This window comes from Geodermatophilus sp. SYSU D00698 (assembly GCF_054050335.1).
This window is the reverse complement of sequence record NZ_JBJGZD010000003.1, coordinates 285,656-301,450: the sequence shown is the minus strand read 5'-3', so window position 1 is coordinate 301,450 and position 15,795 is coordinate 285,656. Positions and strand designations below refer to the sequence as shown.

16 protein-coding genes are annotated in these 15,795 nt (G+C 77.1%); 12 read left to right on the top strand and 4 right to left on the bottom strand.

Annotation, left to right across the window (positions count from 1 at the left end; translation table 11 throughout):
* Positions 1-199: 199 nt before the first annotated feature.
* Positions 200-1,432 carry a PP2C family protein-serine/threonine phosphatase gene (locus ACI8AB_RS04815; protein WP_456949147.1) on the bottom strand — a complete coding sequence of 411 codons (1,233 nt, stop codon included), beginning with the start codon at positions 1,430-1,432 and terminating at the stop codon, positions 200-202.
* Positions 1,433-1,640: 208 nt separating this feature from the next.
* Between ACI8AB_RS04815 and ACI8AB_RS04810 the strand changes: the two genes are divergently transcribed.
* The 3 genes from ACI8AB_RS04810 (at position 1,641) to ACI8AB_RS04800 (ending at position 4,087) form a co-directional block, all read left to right on the top strand.
* Positions 1,641-1,787, top strand: a complete 147-nt coding sequence (locus tag ACI8AB_RS04810) for a hypothetical protein (protein WP_456949146.1) — start codon at positions 1,641-1,643, stop codon at positions 1,785-1,787.
* A gap of 66 nt (positions 1,788-1,853) precedes the next feature.
* A complete protein-coding gene (locus tag ACI8AB_RS04805) occupies positions 1,854-2,390 on the top strand; it encodes an FABP family protein (RefSeq protein WP_456949145.1) in 537 nt (178 codons plus the stop codon).
* Positions 2,387-4,087, top strand: a complete 1,701-nt coding sequence (locus ACI8AB_RS04800) for a DUF885 domain-containing protein (RefSeq protein ID WP_456949144.1) — start codon at positions 2,387-2,389, stop codon at positions 4,085-4,087. Before ACI8AB_RS04805 ends, ACI8AB_RS04800 begins: the two co-directional genes overlap by 4 nt.
* Here the strand turns inward: ACI8AB_RS04800 and ACI8AB_RS04795 are convergent.
* Positions 4,084-4,779 carry a TetR/AcrR family transcriptional regulator gene (locus ACI8AB_RS04795; RefSeq protein WP_456949143.1) on the bottom strand — a complete coding sequence of 232 codons (696 nt, stop codon included), beginning with the start codon at positions 4,777-4,779 and terminating at the stop codon, positions 4,084-4,086. The genes ACI8AB_RS04800 and ACI8AB_RS04795 overlap by 4 nt on opposite strands.
* Before the next feature lie 129 nt (positions 4,780-4,908).
* On the opposite strand from ACI8AB_RS04795, the gene ACI8AB_RS04790 reads away from it, so the two are divergent.
* A complete protein-coding gene (locus tag ACI8AB_RS04790; protein ID WP_456949142.1) occupies positions 4,909-5,841 on the top strand; it encodes an NAD-dependent epimerase/dehydratase family protein in 933 nt (310 codons plus the stop codon).
* Between the two features lie 3 nt (positions 5,842-5,844).
* Here ACI8AB_RS04790 and ACI8AB_RS04785 read toward each other — a convergent pair whose 3' ends face one another.
* Entirely contained in the window at positions 5,845-6,543 is a 699-nt protein-coding gene (locus tag ACI8AB_RS04785) for a hypothetical protein (protein WP_456949141.1), read from the bottom strand.
* A gap of 344 nt (positions 6,544-6,887) precedes the next feature.
* Positions 6,888-8,237 carry a Na+/H+ antiporter NhaA gene (nhaA, locus tag ACI8AB_RS04780; protein ID WP_456949140.1) on the bottom strand — a complete coding sequence of 450 codons (1,350 nt, stop codon included), beginning with the start codon at positions 8,235-8,237 and terminating at the stop codon, positions 6,888-6,890.
* Between the two features lie 129 nt (positions 8,238-8,366).
* Between nhaA and murD the strand changes: the two genes are divergently transcribed.
* The 8 genes from murD (at position 8,367) to ACI8AB_RS04740 (ending at position 15,674) form a co-directional block, all read left to right on the top strand.
* Positions 8,367-9,734: a UDP-N-acetylmuramoyl-L-alanine--D-glutamate ligase gene (murD, locus tag ACI8AB_RS04775; RefSeq protein WP_456949139.1), complete on the top strand. Its 1,368-nt coding sequence runs from the start codon at positions 8,367-8,369 to the stop codon at positions 9,732-9,734.
* On the top strand, positions 9,727-11,058 hold the full coding sequence (locus ACI8AB_RS04770) for a hypothetical protein (protein WP_456949138.1): 1,332 nt from the start codon (positions 9,727-9,729) through the stop codon (positions 11,056-11,058). Before murD ends, ACI8AB_RS04770 begins: the two co-directional genes overlap by 8 nt.
* A gap of 101 nt (positions 11,059-11,159) precedes the next feature.
* On the top strand, positions 11,160-11,615 hold the full coding sequence (locus ACI8AB_RS04765; RefSeq protein WP_456949137.1) for a Fur family transcriptional regulator: 456 nt from the start codon (positions 11,160-11,162) through the stop codon (positions 11,613-11,615).
* On the top strand, positions 11,612-12,721 hold the full coding sequence (gene ygfZ, locus ACI8AB_RS04760; RefSeq protein WP_456949136.1) for a CAF17-like 4Fe-4S cluster assembly/insertion protein YgfZ: 1,110 nt from the start codon (positions 11,612-11,614) through the stop codon (positions 12,719-12,721). Before ACI8AB_RS04765 ends, ygfZ begins: the two co-directional genes overlap by 4 nt.
* Complete coding sequence (locus ACI8AB_RS04755; RefSeq protein ID WP_456949135.1) at positions 12,718-13,287, top strand: RsiG family protein; 570 nt, start codon at positions 12,718-12,720, stop codon at positions 13,285-13,287. Before ygfZ ends, ACI8AB_RS04755 begins: the two co-directional genes overlap by 4 nt.
* A gap of 98 nt (positions 13,288-13,385) precedes the next feature.
* Positions 13,386-14,324, top strand: a complete 939-nt coding sequence (locus ACI8AB_RS04750; protein ID WP_456949134.1) for an asparaginase — start codon at positions 13,386-13,388, stop codon at positions 14,322-14,324.
* 88 nt (positions 14,325-14,412) lie between these two features.
* Positions 14,413-14,937, top strand: a complete 525-nt coding sequence (locus ACI8AB_RS04745) for a helix-turn-helix domain-containing protein (RefSeq protein WP_456949133.1) — start codon at positions 14,413-14,415, stop codon at positions 14,935-14,937.
* Positions 14,934-15,674: a hypothetical protein gene (locus ACI8AB_RS04740; protein WP_456901447.1), complete on the top strand. Its 741-nt coding sequence runs from the start codon at positions 14,934-14,936 to the stop codon at positions 15,672-15,674. Before ACI8AB_RS04745 ends, ACI8AB_RS04740 begins: the two co-directional genes overlap by 4 nt.
* The last annotated feature ends 121 nt before the right edge of the window (positions 15,675-15,795 follow it).

The following is a 15,795-nucleotide window of genomic DNA, read 5'->3' as shown; positions in this document are numbered from 1 at the left end:
GTGAGCGGTTGTTCGAGGCCGAGGTCGGGCTGACGGAGACGACCGTCGTCCTCGAGAAGAAGTCCCCCGCGCACGGCGCCCCTCCCGGCCGCGGCCGGGAGGGGCGCCGTCGTGTCCGGGGTCGGTCGTGTCCGGGGTCGGTCGTGTCCGGGGTCGGTCGTGTCCGGGGTCGGCCGTGTCCGGGGTCGGTCGTCCGGAGTCAGGAGATGCCGGGCGGGAGCCGGTTGGGGCCGGCCTCCGGGGGGCGTGGCCGGTCCTCGGGGAACGCGCGGACGGCGACCAGCGCGACGTCGTCGGCGCCGGCCGCGGGCACCATCCGGGCCAGCACGGTGTCGCACAGCTCCTCCAGCGGGACCTGGCCGAGGTCGCGCAGGGCCTCCTGCAGCGCCGCCAGCCCGGCGTCGAGGTCGGCGTCGCGGCGCTCGACCAGGCCGTCGGTGACGAGGAGCAGGGTGTGCCCGTCCGCCAGCTCGGCCGTGTGGTCGGTGCGCCGCGTGTCGGGGTCGACGCCGAGCATGCGGTCGGGGCGGGTCTCCAGGAGCGTGGTGGTCCCGTCCGGGGCGAGCAGGACCGGCGGCAGGTGGCCGGCGTTGCTCCAGCGCAGCACCCGGGTCCCGGCCACCGGCACGTCCGGGTGCCGCTCGACGCGGGCGAGCGCCACGGTGGCCAGGGTGCCCACCGCGAGGCCGCGCGCCGCGCGCTCGGTCCGCGTCAGCGTCGCCGACGGCGGTTCCTGCTGGTCCCAGGCCAGCGCCCGCACCAGCCCGCGCAGCTGGCCCATCGCCGCCGCGGCGTCGCTGTCGTGGCCGACGACGTCGCCGATCACGAGCACCGTCGCGCCGTCGGGCTGGAGGAAGGCGTCGTACCAGTCACCGCCGACCCGGGCGCCGTCGGCGGCCGGCCGGTAGCGGACCGCGATCTGCAGGTGGTCCGGCTCCGGCGGCGGGGTGAGCAGCGCCTGCTGCAGCCGGTCGGACAGCGCCCGCTCGACGGCGGCCTGCTCGGTGACCCGCCGCAGCTCCTCGGCCTGCCGGCGTGCGGCGAGCCGGTCGGTGAGGTCGCGGAAGGAGACGACGACGCCGGTCACCTCGCCGTCCTCCACCATCGGGACGGCGATGAGCTCCACGGGCACCGGCGTGCCGTCCGTGCGCCAGAACACCTCAGAGTCGGCGGCGACGGTCCGGCCGGACCGCAGCGCCCGCCAGACCGGGCACTCCTCGCGGGGGTACGGGGAGCCGTCGGGCCGCCGGTGGTGCACGAGCTCGTGCTGGTCGTGACCGAGCTGCTCGGCGGCGGGCCGGCCGGTGAGCCGCTCGGCGGCCGGGTTGACGAACTCCACCCGCCCGGCCAGGTCGAGGCCGTAGATCCCGTCGGCGACGGTCGCGAGCACCCGTTCGTGGCGGGCCGCCGTCCGGGCGAGCTCGGCCTCCACCCGGTGCAGGCCGTCCGCCGTGGTCCGTGGGTCGATGGCGCCGTCCTCCTCCGCTCCGCCGGGACGTGACCCCTCCAGGGTGCCCGACGCGCCCAGGTGCCCAGCCGGGCACCGCCGCGGCGGGTGGCCTCCCGTGATCGGCACGGCGCCCATCCGCCCCGCGGCGGGTCCCGCGGCGCAGCGCCGGGTGGGTGCCTACCGTGGCGTCGTGGTCGCCGCCTGGGTCCTCGTAGCGCTCGCCGTGCTGCTGGCGATCGCGTGCGGCGTCGCCGCGAGGCGGCTGGCCCGGCGGCCGGCCGAGCGGTCCCGCCGCGTGCCGCCGTCGCCGCCGGGCCGGCCCGCCCGCGGGCGCTGACCGCCGCGGGAGCGCAGGTCGCGGCCGGGCTACGGTGGCGGGCATGCCTCCCCGGGACGCCGGCCGGTGACCGGCCCGACCGAACTGCCCGTCGCCGACACCGTCGACGTCCGGGAGGGTCCCGAGGTGGCGCACGCCCTGCTGTCGGTGCTGCCGCTGCTGGGCGAGTGGCACGGCGAGGGCGTGCTCGCCGGCGGGGACGCCGGTGACCGGCGCTTCGGCCAGTGGATCCGGTTCGCCCACGACGGCCGCGACTTCCTCGCCTACGAGTCGCGCACCTGGCTGATCGGCGACGACGGCCGGGTCGAGGGCCCCGCGTCCCGCGAGTCCGGCTTCTGGCGGCCGCGCGGCGAGGACGACGTCGAGCTGCTGGTGACCAGCGCCGAGGGCGTGCTCGAGCTGTACGTCGGCCGCGCCCGCACGACGACGAGCTGGGAGCTCACCACCGACCTCGTCGCGCGGACCCAGGACGCGCCGGACACCACCCGCGCCGTGCGGCTGTACGGCATCGTCGAGGGGGCGCTCATGTACGCCGTCGACCGCGCCGGCGCGGACACCCCGCTGCGGCCCACCATGTCGGCGCGGCTGGAGCGGCTGCGGTGACCGCCCCGGGAGGCACGCCCCGGCAGGTGGCCGACCGCTACGTCGACGCCGTCTGCGACCTCGACCCGATCGTCGCGACGTCGCTGGGCACCCGGCCCGGCGACGACCGGCTGCCCGACCCCAGCCCCGCCGGCCTCGAGGCGGAGGCCGAGCTGACCCGCTCGACGCTGGCCGAGCTGGACGCCGTCCTCGCCGCCGACCCGGCGCTGGACGAGGACCCGGTCGAGCGCCGCTGCGCCCGGCTGCTGCGGGAGCGGCTCGGCGCCGAGCTCGCCGCGCACGAGGCCGGCGAGGGCTTCCGGGCGCTGTCGAACCTGTTCAGCCCGGTGCACTCGATCCGCCAGGTCTTCCTGCTCATGCCGACGGCGACCGACGACGACTGGGGCGTGGTCGCCCGCCGGATGGCCCGGGTGCCCGAGGCCTACCGCGGCTACCTCGACACGCTGCGCGAGGGCGCCCGCCGCGGGCTGTTCGTGGCGCCGCGGCAGGTGTCCACCGTCGTCGGCCAGCTCGGCGAGTGGCTCACCGGGCCGTTCTTCGGCGGGCTGGCGGCCTCCGGCCCCGACGCCGTGCGCGGCGACCTCGACGCCGCCGCCGGCGCGGCCGACGCCGCGGTGGCCGAGGTGCGCGACTTCCTGCGCGACGAGTACCTCCCGCGGGCGGAGGGGACGCCGGACGCCGTCGGCCGGGACCGGTACGCCGTCGCCGCCCGCCGGTGGAACGGCTCGGACCTCGGCGCGGGGGAGGGCCTGGAGGAGGCCTACGCGTGGGGCTGGGCCGAGCACCGGCGGCTGCTGGCCGAGCAGCGGGCCGAGGCCCGGGCGCTGCGGCCGGGCTCCTCGCCCAAGGAGGCCATGGCCTGGCTCGACGAGCACGGCCCCGCCGTCGACGGCGTCGAGACCGTCCGGCAGCGGCTGCAGGCGATGATGGACGAGGCGATCACCGCCCTCGACGGCACCCACTTCGACCTCGCCGAGCCGGTCCGCCGGGTGGAGGCGATGATCGCGCCGCCCGGCAGCGCGGCGGCGCCGTACTACACCCGCCCGGCACAGGACTTCTCCCGGCCGGGCCGCACCTGGCTGCCGACGCTGGGCCGCGAGCGGTTCCCGCTCTGGGACCTGGTGTCGATCTGGTACCACGAGGGCGTCCCGGGCCACCACCTGCAGCTGGCGCAGTGGGCCCACGTCTCCGGCGACCTGTCCACCTACCAGACGTCGCTGGGCTCGGTCAGCGCGAACGTCGAGGGCTGGGCGCTGTACGCCGAGCGGCTCATGGACGAGCTCGGGTACCTCACCGACACCGGCGCCCGGATGGGCTACCTCGACGCCCAGCAGCTGCGCGCCATCCGCGTGGTCGTCGACATCGGCATGCACCTGCGCCTGCCGGTGCCCGAGGACGCCGAGGGCGTGCTGGCCGAGCACCGCGGGCGGCCGTGGACGCCGGAGCTCGCGCGGGCGTTCGCCGGCGAGCACCTGGGCAGCGACCCGGCGTTCCTCGACAGCGAGCTGATCCGCTACCTGGGCCTGCCCGGGCAGGCGATCAGCTACAAGCTCGGCGAGCGCGCCTGGCTGGCCGGCCGGGCGGCGGCGCAGCGGGCGCGCGGTGCCGACTTCGACCTGAAGGCCTGGCACATGGCGGCGCTGTCGCAGGGCTCGCTCGGGCTCGACGACCTCGAGGCCGAGCTCGCGGTCCTCTAGCCCGGGGGGCCGTCCGCGGTCAGCCCGATCAGCGCACCGAGCTCGGCCACCGCGCGGGCGAAGTAGGCGTCGGCGTCCTCGACCGACCCGGCGAGGTGGCCGAACAGCTCGAAGCTGACCGTGCCGTACAGCGCGCTCCAGGCCAGCAGGGCGCGCACCCGGACGGCGTCGTCGATGCCCGGGGCGTCCTGGCCCAGGATCTCGACCGCCACGTCGCCGAGCAGGCCGGGCACGCGGCCGCCGTTCCCGTGCAGCCGGCCCGCCCGGGCGGCGTCGGCGAGCACGCGGCCGAGGACGACGCCGACCCGCGACGCGGCCGGGACGGTGTCGCGCGGCGCGCTGTAGCCGGGGACGGGGGAGCCGTAGAGCAGCGCCCACTCGTGCGGGTGGGCCCGGGCCCGGTCGCGCACCGCCGCGCACACGGCCGCCCAGCGCCGCTCCGGCGTCGCGGCCGGGTCGTCGGCGGCCTCGGCCGCCTCCCCGAGGGCGTCGTAGCCGTCGATGATCAGCCTGGTCAGCAGCTCGTCGCGGCTCGGGAAGTAGCGGTACACCGCCGACGACGCCATGCCCAGCTCCCGTGCCACCGCGCGCAGCGACAGCCCCGCCGCCCCGACCTCGGCCAGCTGGCGGCGGGCCGCCTCGGTGATCTCGGCGGTCAGCTCGGCGCGGACGCGCTCGCGGGCGGTGGGCACCCGGCCATGCTCCCCGACGAGAGCGCTGCACACAAGCGAGAGCACTGCTCTTGACGGCTGCACTCCGGGTGCGAGAGCGTCGTCCTCGAACGAGAGCACCGCTCTCGCCGGAGCGACGAGGAGATCGCCATGGCACTGCACGTGATCGTCGGCAAGGGCCCGGTCGGCACGACGACGGCGGAGCTGCTGGCCGCCCGCGGACACCAGGTGCGCGTGCTGTCGCGCAGGGGCGGCGTCTCCACCGGCGCGGTCGAGCACCGCCGGGTGGATGCCGCCGACGCCGCGGCCCTCACGGCCGCCACCGAGGGGGCCGCCGCGCTCTACAACGCGGTCAACCCCGCCTACCACCGCTGGACGACCGACTGGCCGCCGGTGGCCGCCGCCCTGCTCGCCGCGGCCGAGCGGACGGGGGCGGTGCTCGTGACGATGGCCAACCTCTACGTCTACGGCCGGCCCAGCGCGCCGATGACGCCGGAGAGCCCGCTCGCCGCCACCGACACCAAGGGCCGCGTGCGGGTGGCCATGTGGCGGGAGGCGCTGGCCGCGCACGAGGCCGGCCGGATCCGCATGACCGAGGCCCGCGCCGCGGACTTCGTCGGGCCGCAGGTGCCGGCCGCGCAGTCGCACCTGGTGCGCCAGCTCCCGGCGCTGCGCCGCGGCCGCCGCGCCTGGGTGGTCGGCGACCCCGACGCGCCGCGCAGCTGGGCGTACCTGCCCGACGTCGCCGCCACGCTCGCGACCCTCGGCACCGACGCGCGGGCGCTGGGCCGGGCCTGGCACGTGCCGAGCACCCCGCCGCGCTCCCAGCGGCAGGCGCTCGGCGACCTCGCGCGGGCGATGGGCCGGGAGCCGCTGCCGGTCAGCGGCATCCCGTGGCCGGTGCTCCGCGCCGCCGGCTGGTTCTCGCCGGTGCTGCGGGAGGTCCTCGACGTGCGGCACCAGTTCGACCAGGAGTACGTGGTCGACGCGACGGCGACCACCGAGGTCTTCGGACTGACCGCCACACCGTGGGACGGGGTCGTCGCCGCGACCGCCGGCGCGCCGGAGCCGGCGCGGGCCTGAGCCTCAGGCCCGCGGGGCCACCGCGTTAACCGGGTCGCTGTCGGGCGCGACCGGGTCGGCGGGGGCCGCCGGGGCCACCTCGAGCCGGGTGGCCAGCAGCGCGTCGACGGCGGCCACCCCGGCGCCGACGTACGTGCTGGTGAGCGCGGGGTCGGTGACGACGCACCAGGCACGGTCGGCCGGCCACCACAGCGCGGCGCTCTGCTCGTACGGCTCGGGGGCGAAGTTGCTGGCGGCCCGCTCCACCGGCCCGCGGGTCAGCAGGAGGTCGGCGCGGGGCAGGCGCAGCCGGGGCAGGTCGGCGGCGCCGCCGTCGTCCCAGCCGAACCAGCACTCGCCCGGCGTCGTGGTCCGGTCCCCGAGGACCGCGGCCAGCTCCCGCGCGACGTGCGCCACCAGGTGGCCCTCGGCGGGGGCGTCGTTCCACAGCCCGGGCTGGTCGGCCTCGCCGAGGTACTCCCAGGAGCCGGTGATGCCGGGCCACTGCATGAGTCGGTGCGCCCGCGTGCCGTTGGCGGCGGCCACCTCGTCCCAGCGGACGTGCACGTCGACGTCGCCGTCGTAGCGGACGGCGGGGTGGAAGACGCGGGCGTAGGCGGGGAAGCGGGCCGGCAGGAGCGCGGCCACGGTGTCGGGGGGAGCGGCGCGGACGGCGTCGGTGATCCAACGGCCGGCCGGCGCGGAACGTCCAGCGGTCTGCACGGCCGCCGTTCCTCCCCCTCAGCGCGCTGGGCGGGTCCGTGCCCAGGGACGGACAACCCCCGGGCCGCTCCGCGGCGCCACCTCGGGAGGCGGCAGCTCACGGGCCGACTGGACAAGTGTCGGCAGCCCGGGGGTCGGGTGACTGTCCGGTTCTCGCTCGCCGCCGTACGACGGACGGGCGATCATGCCGTCGTTCGGATTCCACTCCGAACGGGCGGCCCATCTGGACGGCGGCTAGCGGACAGCCACCTCACGAGTCCGATAAGAATTCAATTGTTCGGACCACCTCCCCTCTCGTGTACCTCGACGGTACGTCGCAGTTCCGGGGTCGGCAACGACGTTGTTCAGCCGTCGGCTGAACCCCTGCGCAGGCCCGGGGCGCCGGGCGTGTCGGGGTCGCGCTGGTAGACGTCGGGGATGCCGTCGTGGTCGGCGTCGACCGCCTCCAGCGCCTCGATGCGCCGGTAGCGGCGGTTGCGCAGCCGCAGCACCACGCTCGCCAGCAACGCCGACGTCAGGGTGCCGACGAGCACGCCGACCTTGACGTGGTCGTCGCGCTCGCTGCCGGTGCCGAAGGCCAGCTCGCCGATGAGCAGCGACACGGTGAACCCGATGCCACCGAGCAGCGCCATGCCGACCAGGTCCGGCCAGCCCAGCTCGTCGGCGAACTCCGCGCGGGTGAACCGGGTGACCAGCCAGGTGGCGCCCACGATCCCGAGGACCTTGCCCACGACCAGGCCGACGACGATGCCGAGCGCGACCCGGTCGCCGAGCGACTCGACCAGCCCGGACAGCCCGCCCACGGTCACCCCGGCGGCGAAGAACGCGAAGACCGGCACGGCGACGCCCGCCGAGATCGGCCGGAAGCGGTGCTCCAGGTGCTCGGCCAGCCCCGGCCCCGCGCCCGGCCCGCCGGCCGCCTCGCTGCGCACCACCGGGACCGTGAACGCCAGCAGCACGCCGGCCACCGTGGCGTGCACGCCCGACTCGTGGACGAGGACCCAGGTGAGCAGCGCCAGCGGCAGCAGCAGCCACCACGAGCGGACCCGCTTCTGCACCAGGAGGCCGAACACCGCGAGCGGGACCAGCGCCAGCGCCAGCCACCCGACGGCCAGCGACGACGTGTAGAAGACCGCGATGACCGCGATGGCCAGCAGGTCGTCGACGACGGCCAGGGTGAGCAGGAACGTCCGCAGCGCGCTCGGCAGGTGGGTGCTGATCACCGCCAGGACGGCGAGGGCGAAGGCGATGTCGGTCGCCGTCGGGATCGCCCAGCCGCGCAGGGCGTCACCGCCGCCCAGGTTGACCAGCACGTAGAGCACCGCGGGCACCACCATCCCGCCGACCGCCGCGGCCACCGGCAGCACCGCCCGCCGCGGGTCGCGCAGGTCGCCGGCGACGAACTCGCGCTTGAGCTCCAGCCCCGCGACGAAGAAGAAGACCGCCAGCAGCCCGTCGGCCGCCCAGGTGCCCAGCGTCAGGTCCAGGTGCAGGGACGCCGGCCCGACCCGGGTGTCGCGCAGCGCCTCGTAGGAGTCCGCCCACGGCGAGTTGGCCCACACCAGGGCGACGACGGTGCCGATCAGCAGCAGGACGCCGCCGACGGTCTCCCTGCGCAGGACGGCGGCGATCCGGCTGGCCTCGGTCCACGAGCCGCGGCTGAACACGCGGGTGGATCCGTGCGGGGTGGACATCGGGCGGCTCCTGGGGGAGGGGTCGGTCACGACACCGCCGACCAGACTTCCCGGCACACCTGGCGGCCACCCTACCGGCGGCCCCGTCGTCGCCGTCCGTGCACGGGGCGGGTCCGTACAGTGGGCGCCGTGGACCCCCGCCCGGCACCGCCCCCGCGGGAGCGGTCCCTCCGGCTCGCGGAGCTGGCCGGCCGGCGCGCCGGGGTCTGGGGACACGGCCGCGAGGGACGCGCCGCGGTCGCCGCGGCCCGCGCCGCCGGCGCCGCGTCGGTCCTGGTCGCCGACAGCCGCCCCGTCGACCCGGCGTCGCTGCCCGACGGCGTGACCGCCACCGCCGACGTCGCCGACCTCGCCGGCTGCGACGTCGTGTTCCGGTCGCCCGGGATCAGCCCCTACCGCGAGGACGCCCGGGCGCTGGCCGACCGCACGCTCGTGACCACCGGCACCGGCGTCGCGCTCGCCGAGGCCGCCGCGCGCGGGATCCCGGTCCTCTGCGTCACCGGCACCAAGGGCAAGAGCACGACCAGCGCGCTGGCCGCCGCGGTCCTCACCGCCGCCGGCCGCCCGGCCGTGCACGCCGGCAACATCGGCACCCCGCTGCTCGACGTCCTGGACGGGGTCGGGGACCGCACGCTCGTCGTCGAGGTCTCGAGCTACCAGGCCGCCGCCGTCCCGGACTTCGCCGGCCGCGGCGCGCTCACCTCGCTCGCCCCGGAGCACCTGGACTGGCACGGCTCGGTCGAGACCTACTACCGCGACAAGCTGCGCGTGTTCTCCTCCTGCCCGGAGCGCTCGGTCGTCGTCAGCGCCCAGGCGCGCCCGCTGACCGCCGGGTACCTCGACGCCGCGCAGCTGGTCGACCCCGCCGACGTGCTGCCCCCGGGCCTGGCCGCGGCCGTGCAGCCGGCGCACCTGCCCGGCGCGCACAACCGCAGCAACGTCGAGGTCGCGCTGGCCGCCTGCGCCCTGCTCGGCCTGGACCTCGCCGCCACGGCCGACGCCGTGACCGGCGCCGTCGCCGCCTTCCGCGCGCTGCCCCACCGGCTCGCGCCGGTGGCCACCCTCGGCGGCGTCACCTTCGTGGACGACACGCTGAGCACCACCCCCGTCTCGGTGCTGGCCGCGCTCGACGCGCTCGCCGGCCGGCCGGTCACGCTCATCGCCGGCGGCCAGGACCGGGGCCTGGACTACACGGGCCTGGCCGCGACGTTGGTGGCCCGGCGGGAGGAGGTCGCCCTGGTGACCGTCCCCGACACCGGGGCCCGGCTGGCCGACGACGTCCGCCGGGCGGCCGACGGCGCCGCCGTGCGGCTGACCGAGACGGCGTCGCTGGCCGAGGCGGTCGCGGCGGCGATCGCCGGCACCGCCCCGGGCGGCGTCGTGCTCCTGTCGCCCGGCGCCCCCAGCTACAACCGCTTCCGCGACTTCGAGGAGTTGGCAGCCACCTATGAGCAGATCCTCGTCGACGCCGGCGCCGACCGTGTCCACGGTGTCTGAGGCCGGCGCCTTCGTCGTCGCCGGCCGGTCCCTCGACCTCACGACCGGCGAGGCGGCCTTCACCTACCGGCTCGGCGACGACGAGTTCACCGAGCGGCTCACCCTCGACCCGGCGCTGCTGACCGGCGCCGCGCCCGCGCAGCCCGGTGCCGCCGTCGAGGCCGCGCTGGACCTGGTGCACCTGGTCATGGGCACCAGCTACTACAAGCTGGCCGCGCCCGGCCGGGTCACCGTGGAGCGGCCGGTCACCGCCGCGCAGCTCGCCGTCGCGCAGGCCGCCTACACCCACGGGCTCGGCGAGTTCGCCGCGGTCAACCACCTGCCGGTGCCGCACCGGGTCCGGTTCGACGCCGAGGTCCGCGAGCCCCGCCCCGTCCCGGCCGGCGGCGGGCGCGGCGCGCTGCTCCCGGTGGGCGGCGGCAAGGACTCCGCGCTGGCGATCGTCGTCATCCCCGACGGGACGGCGCTGGCGATCAACCCGACCCGCGCGCAGCGCGACGTCGCCCGCGCGGCCGGCGTCCCGCTGGTCGAGGTCCGCCGCAGGCTGGACCCGCTGCTGGCGGAGCGGACCGCGCAGGGCGGCCTCAACGGGCACGTGCCGGTCACCGCGATCAACTCCTCGATCGCCACGCTGGTCGCCGTCCTCGGCGGCCACGACCCGGTCGTGTTCGCCAACGAGCGCTCCGCCGACGAGGAGACGCTCACGATCGACGGCGCGAGCGTCAACCACCAGTACTCGAAGTCCTACGAGTTCGAGCGCCTGTTCGCCGCGGCCGCCGCCGAGGTCGGCGCCGGCTACTTCAGCCTCACCCGGCAGCTGTCGGAGCTGGCCACCGTGGCCGCCGTCGCCGCGCTGCCGCTGAAGGCCGACATCCTCAGCTGCAACCGTTCCTACACGCAGGAGCACCTGGGCGGGCGGGCCGAGCAGCGCTGGTGCCTGCACTGCGACAAGTGCCTGTTCACGTTCCTCTGCTTCGCCGTCTTCCTGACCCCCGACGAGGCGCAGGCGGTGTTCGGCGGGAACCCGCTGGCCGACGTCGCGCTCGCCGACGGGTTCCGGAGGCTGTGGGCCACGGAGAAGCCGTTCGACTGCGTGGGCGAGCGGGCCGAGAGCGCGGCGGCGATGGCGCACCTGGCGGCCAGCCGGTCGTGGGGCGACCAGCCGGTGGTGCGGGCGCTCGGCGCCGAGGCCGCGGCCGCCGCGGAGGTGACCGGGGCGACCGTCGCGCGGTTCCTCCCACCGCGCGGCGAGCACGCCATCCCGGAGCGGTACCTGGAGTCCCTGCGGCGCGTGCTGGCCGACGCCCGCAGCGCCGTCGCCTGAGCGAGGACCTCTTCCGCTCGCCTCTCCGCCCCTCTGCAGGGGCCCACGCCGAGCGTGCGAGGCGTGGGGGGCAGAGGGGTCCTTTCACTACGCTCCTTGCCGTGACGACCGAGCACGGTCCCGCGCCGCTGGCCGAGCGGCTGCGGGCGGAGGGGCTGCGGCTGACCCCGCAGCGCCAGCAGGTGCTGGCCGCCGTCGCCGCGCTCGACCACGCCACCCCCGAGGCGATCGGCGCCCGGCTGCGCGAGGAGGCCGGGCCCGGCGGCGCGGCGCCGGACACCTCGACCGTCTACCGCACGCTGGAGCTGCTCGAGCGGCTCGGTCTCGTGTGGCACACCCACGTCGCCAAGGGCGCGCCGGTCTACCACGCCTCCGAGCACCCCCACCTGCACGTGGTCTGCGCCACCTGCGGGGAGATCTCCTCCGCCGACCCGGCGCTGCTGGAGCAGGCCGCGGAACGTCTGGCCGCCGACCTGGGTTTCACCCTGGATGTGGGGCACGTGGCGCTGTCGGGCACGTGCCGCCGATGCAGGCAAGCCGGGACGGAGAACGCATGACCACCACCTCACCGCTGGCCGCACGGGCCGGCGCCGTCGTCGCCGAGGGCGCGACCGTGGCCACCCACTACGGCGACCCGCTGCGCGAGCAGCGGCTGCTCGCCGAGGGCGCCGGGCTCGTCGACCGCAGCGACCGCGACGTGCTCACCGTCCCCGGCGCCGACCGGCTCACCTGGCTGCACAGCCTCACCAGCCAGCACCTCGAGCGGCTGGCCGACGGCGCCGGCACCGAGGCGCTCGTCCTCTCGCCGCACGGCCACGTCGAGCACCACCTGGTCCTCGCCGAGCTCGGCGGCACCACCTGGGCCGACGTCGAGCCCGGCACCGGCGCGGCGCTGCAGACCTTCCTCGACCGAATGCGGTTCATGCTCCGCGTCGAGCCCGCGCTGGTGACCGCCGACCGGGCGCTGCTGTCGCTGGTCGGCCCCCGCTCGCCCGAGGTGCTCGCCGCCGCCGGGCTGCCTGCGCCGGAGGGCCCGTACGCCGTCGCCGCGTCGCCGGGCGGCGGCTGGGTGCGCCGGATGCCGCCCCTCGGAGACGGCGGCGCGACCGCGTTCGACCTGCTCGTGCCGCGCGCCGGGATCGCCGCCCGCGCCGACGCGCTGACCGCCGCCGGCGCCGGGCTCGCCGGGCTGGACGCCCACGAGGCACTGCGGGTGGAGGCCCGCCGGCCGCGCCTGGGCGTCGACTCCGACCACCGCACCATCCCCAACGAGCTGGAGTGGCTGACCACCGCCGTCCACCTCGAGAAGGGCTGCTACCGGGGGCAGGAGACGGTCGCGCGGGTGCACAACCTCGGCCGCCCGCCGCGGCGGCTGGTCCTGCTCCACCTCGACGGCGTCAGCGAGGACCTGCCCGTCCCGGGGACGCCGGTGACCTCCGGCGCCCGCGAGGTCGGCCGCACCGGCACGGTCGTGCGGCACCACGAGCTCGGCGTCGTCGCGCTGGCCCTGGTCAAGCAGTCGGTGGCCCCCGGGGCCGAGCTCGCCGTCGGCGGGTCACGCGCCGCCGTGGACCCCGACGACGCGCCAGCCGCCCTCGACGACACCCGGGCCGCGGCCCGCGACCGGGTGCGCGCGGTGCGGTCTGCCACCATCGGACGGTGACCTCCGCAAGCTCTGGCCCGACCGCCGCCGGCGGTGCGGCCGTCGACGCGCTGCTCGACCCCGGACTCCTCGCCGACGTGGAGTCCCGCCCCATGGCCGAGGTGCGCGGGCTGCGCCGCCGCGCCGAGCAGGAGGAGGTCAACCTCTCCTACACGCGGCGGCTGCTGCAGGGGCGGCTCGACATCGTCCGACGCGAGCTGCAGCGCCGCGCCGAGCACGACGGGCGCTCGCTGGTCGACCTGCTGCCCGAGATCCTCGCCGAGAAGGGCCGCGGCCCCGCGCACGGCCTCGGCCGGCACCAGACGGTGCAGCCGGCGGCGCCGGAGGAGTACGAGTCCTGGGTCAACGCGCTGACCCCCGACGTCGACCTCTCCGCCGTCCCCGACCTCGCCGACGCCGACCTCGAGCGGGCCGCCCGCGCGCTGGCCGCCGCCGAGGGTTCGCTGTCCGAGCGGCGGCGGGGCGTGCAGCAGGTGATGGACGCCCTCGCCGGGGAGCTGGCCCGCCGGTACCGCAACGGCGAGGCCGACGTGGCCGCGCTGCTCGCGGCCGAGGGGCGCCATTGATGGAGGACCCCCTCGCCCCCCACCACTCGCAGGCTCCCGGCGGGACCCCGCGCGGGGGCCGTTCCGGTACGTCACCGTGGCCGGAGGCGCCGGTCCTCGTGGAGGTCTGGCGCTCGGGGTTCCTGGAGTCCGTCCACCGCGGCGCGGTCGTCGTCGTCGGTCCCGACGGCGGGGTGCGCTGGTCGGCCGGTGACGTCGCCCGCCCGGTCCTGCCCCGCTCGTCGAACAAGCCGGTGCAGGCCACGGCCTACCTCGCGGCCGGCTGGCAGCCGCGCTCGGGTGAGGAGCTGGCCGTCTCGGCCGGCTCGCACGCCGGTGAGGACGGCCACCGCGACCTCGCCGCCGCCGTGCTCGCCGCCGCCGGCCTCGGTCCGGACGCGCTGGGCTGCCCGGCGGCCCTCCCCGGGCACGAGCCGACCCGCGCCGCCTGGCTGGTCGCCGGCCGCGAGCCGGAGCGGTTGGCGTTCAACTGCTCGGGCAAGCACGCCGCGATGCTCGCCTCCTGCGTCGCCGCCGGCTGGCCGACGGAGGGCTACCTCGACCCGGGCCACCCGCTGCAGCAGGCGATCGAGGCCCGCCTGTCCGACGCGGCCGGCGAGCAGGTGGCCGCCGTCGTCGTCGACGGGTGCGGCGCGCCGCAGCACGGGCTGTCCCTGACCGGGCTGGCGCGCGGCGTCGGCTCCCTGGTGGAGGCGCCGTCGGGCAGCCCCGAGCGGGCGGTGGCCGACGCGATGCGGGCGCACCCCTGGTACGTCGCCGGCACCGGCCGGGACGACACCGACCTCATGACCGCCGTCCCCGGGCTGCTGGTCAAGGGCGGGGCCGACGGCGTGCACGTCGCCGCGCTGCCCGGCCGCGGTGCGGTCGCCTTCAAGCTCGACGACGGCGGCGACCGCGGGCGTGCGCCCGTCCTCGCCGCCGTGCTGCGCAGGCTCGGGGTGGACGCCGAGGCGCTGGCCCGCTGGTCGGTCACTCCCGTGACCGGCGGCGACGGCGTCGTCGGCGAGGTCCGGTCCTCGGCGGTGCTCGCCGGCTGACGGCGACACGCCGGGTGTGAGGCGACTCACGCCCCGGTGCTTGCTCCTCCGCTTGCAGCTGCTAGCACCCGTGGTTAGCGTCGGAGACGTGCAGACCCCCGGCGAGTTCGTGAGCGGTCAGGTGAGGTCGGTCCGCGAGAAGGTGGACCAGTTCGCCGGCAGCGTCGCGGAGACCGTCGCGGCCGAGGCCCAGCAGGTCTCGGCGGTGCGCTCGCAGGTCGGGGAGTACATCCGGGAGCAGCGCAGCGCCGCCCGGGTGTCCCTGCGCGAGCTCGCCCGCACCGCGGGGGTGAGCAACCCCTACCTGTCGCAGGTGGAACGGGGGCTGCGCAAGCCGTCGGCGGAGATCCTCGCCGCCATCGCCCGGGGTCTGAAGATCTCCGCCGAGTCGCTCTACGAGCAGGCGGGCATCCTCGACCGGCGGGCCGGCAACCCCGACACGGTCGCGGCCATCCGGTCCGACGACCAGCTCTCCGAGCGGCACAAGGCCGTGCTCGTCGAGCTGTACGAGACCTACGTCCGCGAGTACGCGGCCACCCGCACCACCGCACCGAGCACCGCCCCGGGCGTTCCGCCCGGATCCGACCCGACCCCCTCCAAGGAGTCCGCATGACCACCGCCACCACCCTGCTGGAGCAGGTCGCCGAGCGCGGCCGCCGTCAGTTCCTCGTCGCCGTCGGCGCCGGTGACCTCGCCGTCGAGCAGGCCCGCACCGTGCTCGCCTCGCTGCGCACCCTCCCCGGTGAGGCCCAGGTCCAGGTCGACCTGGCCACCAAGGAGGCCCGCACCCGCGCCGAGCAGGCCGCCGACCGCGCCCGCGAGGCCGTCACCCAGGCCCGCGCCAACGGCCGTCAGCTGGCCACCGCCGTCCGTCCGGACGTGGTCGTGAGCACCGTCTCGACCCTGGTCGAGCAGGCCCGCACCCAGGCCACCGCCACCGTCGAGCAGCTGGCCGAGCGCGGCGCCGACGTGCTGCAGGAGCTGCGCCGCCAGCCCGGCTTCCGCCGCTTCGTGGTCCGCGCCGAGCAGGCCGTCGACACCGTCGAGGACGCCGTCGAGGAGGTCATCGAGGAGGCCGCCGAGGCCGTGAACGAGGCCTCCGACGAGGTCACCTCGCTGGTCCAGAAGGCCGCCTCGAAGACCACCAAGGCCGCCGCCAAGGCCGAGCAGGCCGTCGACCAGGCCGCCGACCAGGCCAAGGCCGCCATCGAGGAGGGCGCCGAGGCCACGGACGAGGCGACCGCCAAGGCGGCCCGCAAGCCGGCCAAGCGCACCACCGCCGCCCGCGGCAAGGCCACCGGCACCTCGGCCCGCGTGAGCCGCACCCGCACCGCCAAGACGACCGACTGAGCAAGGACCCTCCTGCCCCTCGCCGCTCGCACGCTCGCGGCGGGCCCCTGCAGGAGGGCCACGCGAGACCAGGGCCCCGGAGCTGCCACCGCGCTCCGGGGCCCTGTCGCGTCCACCGGGG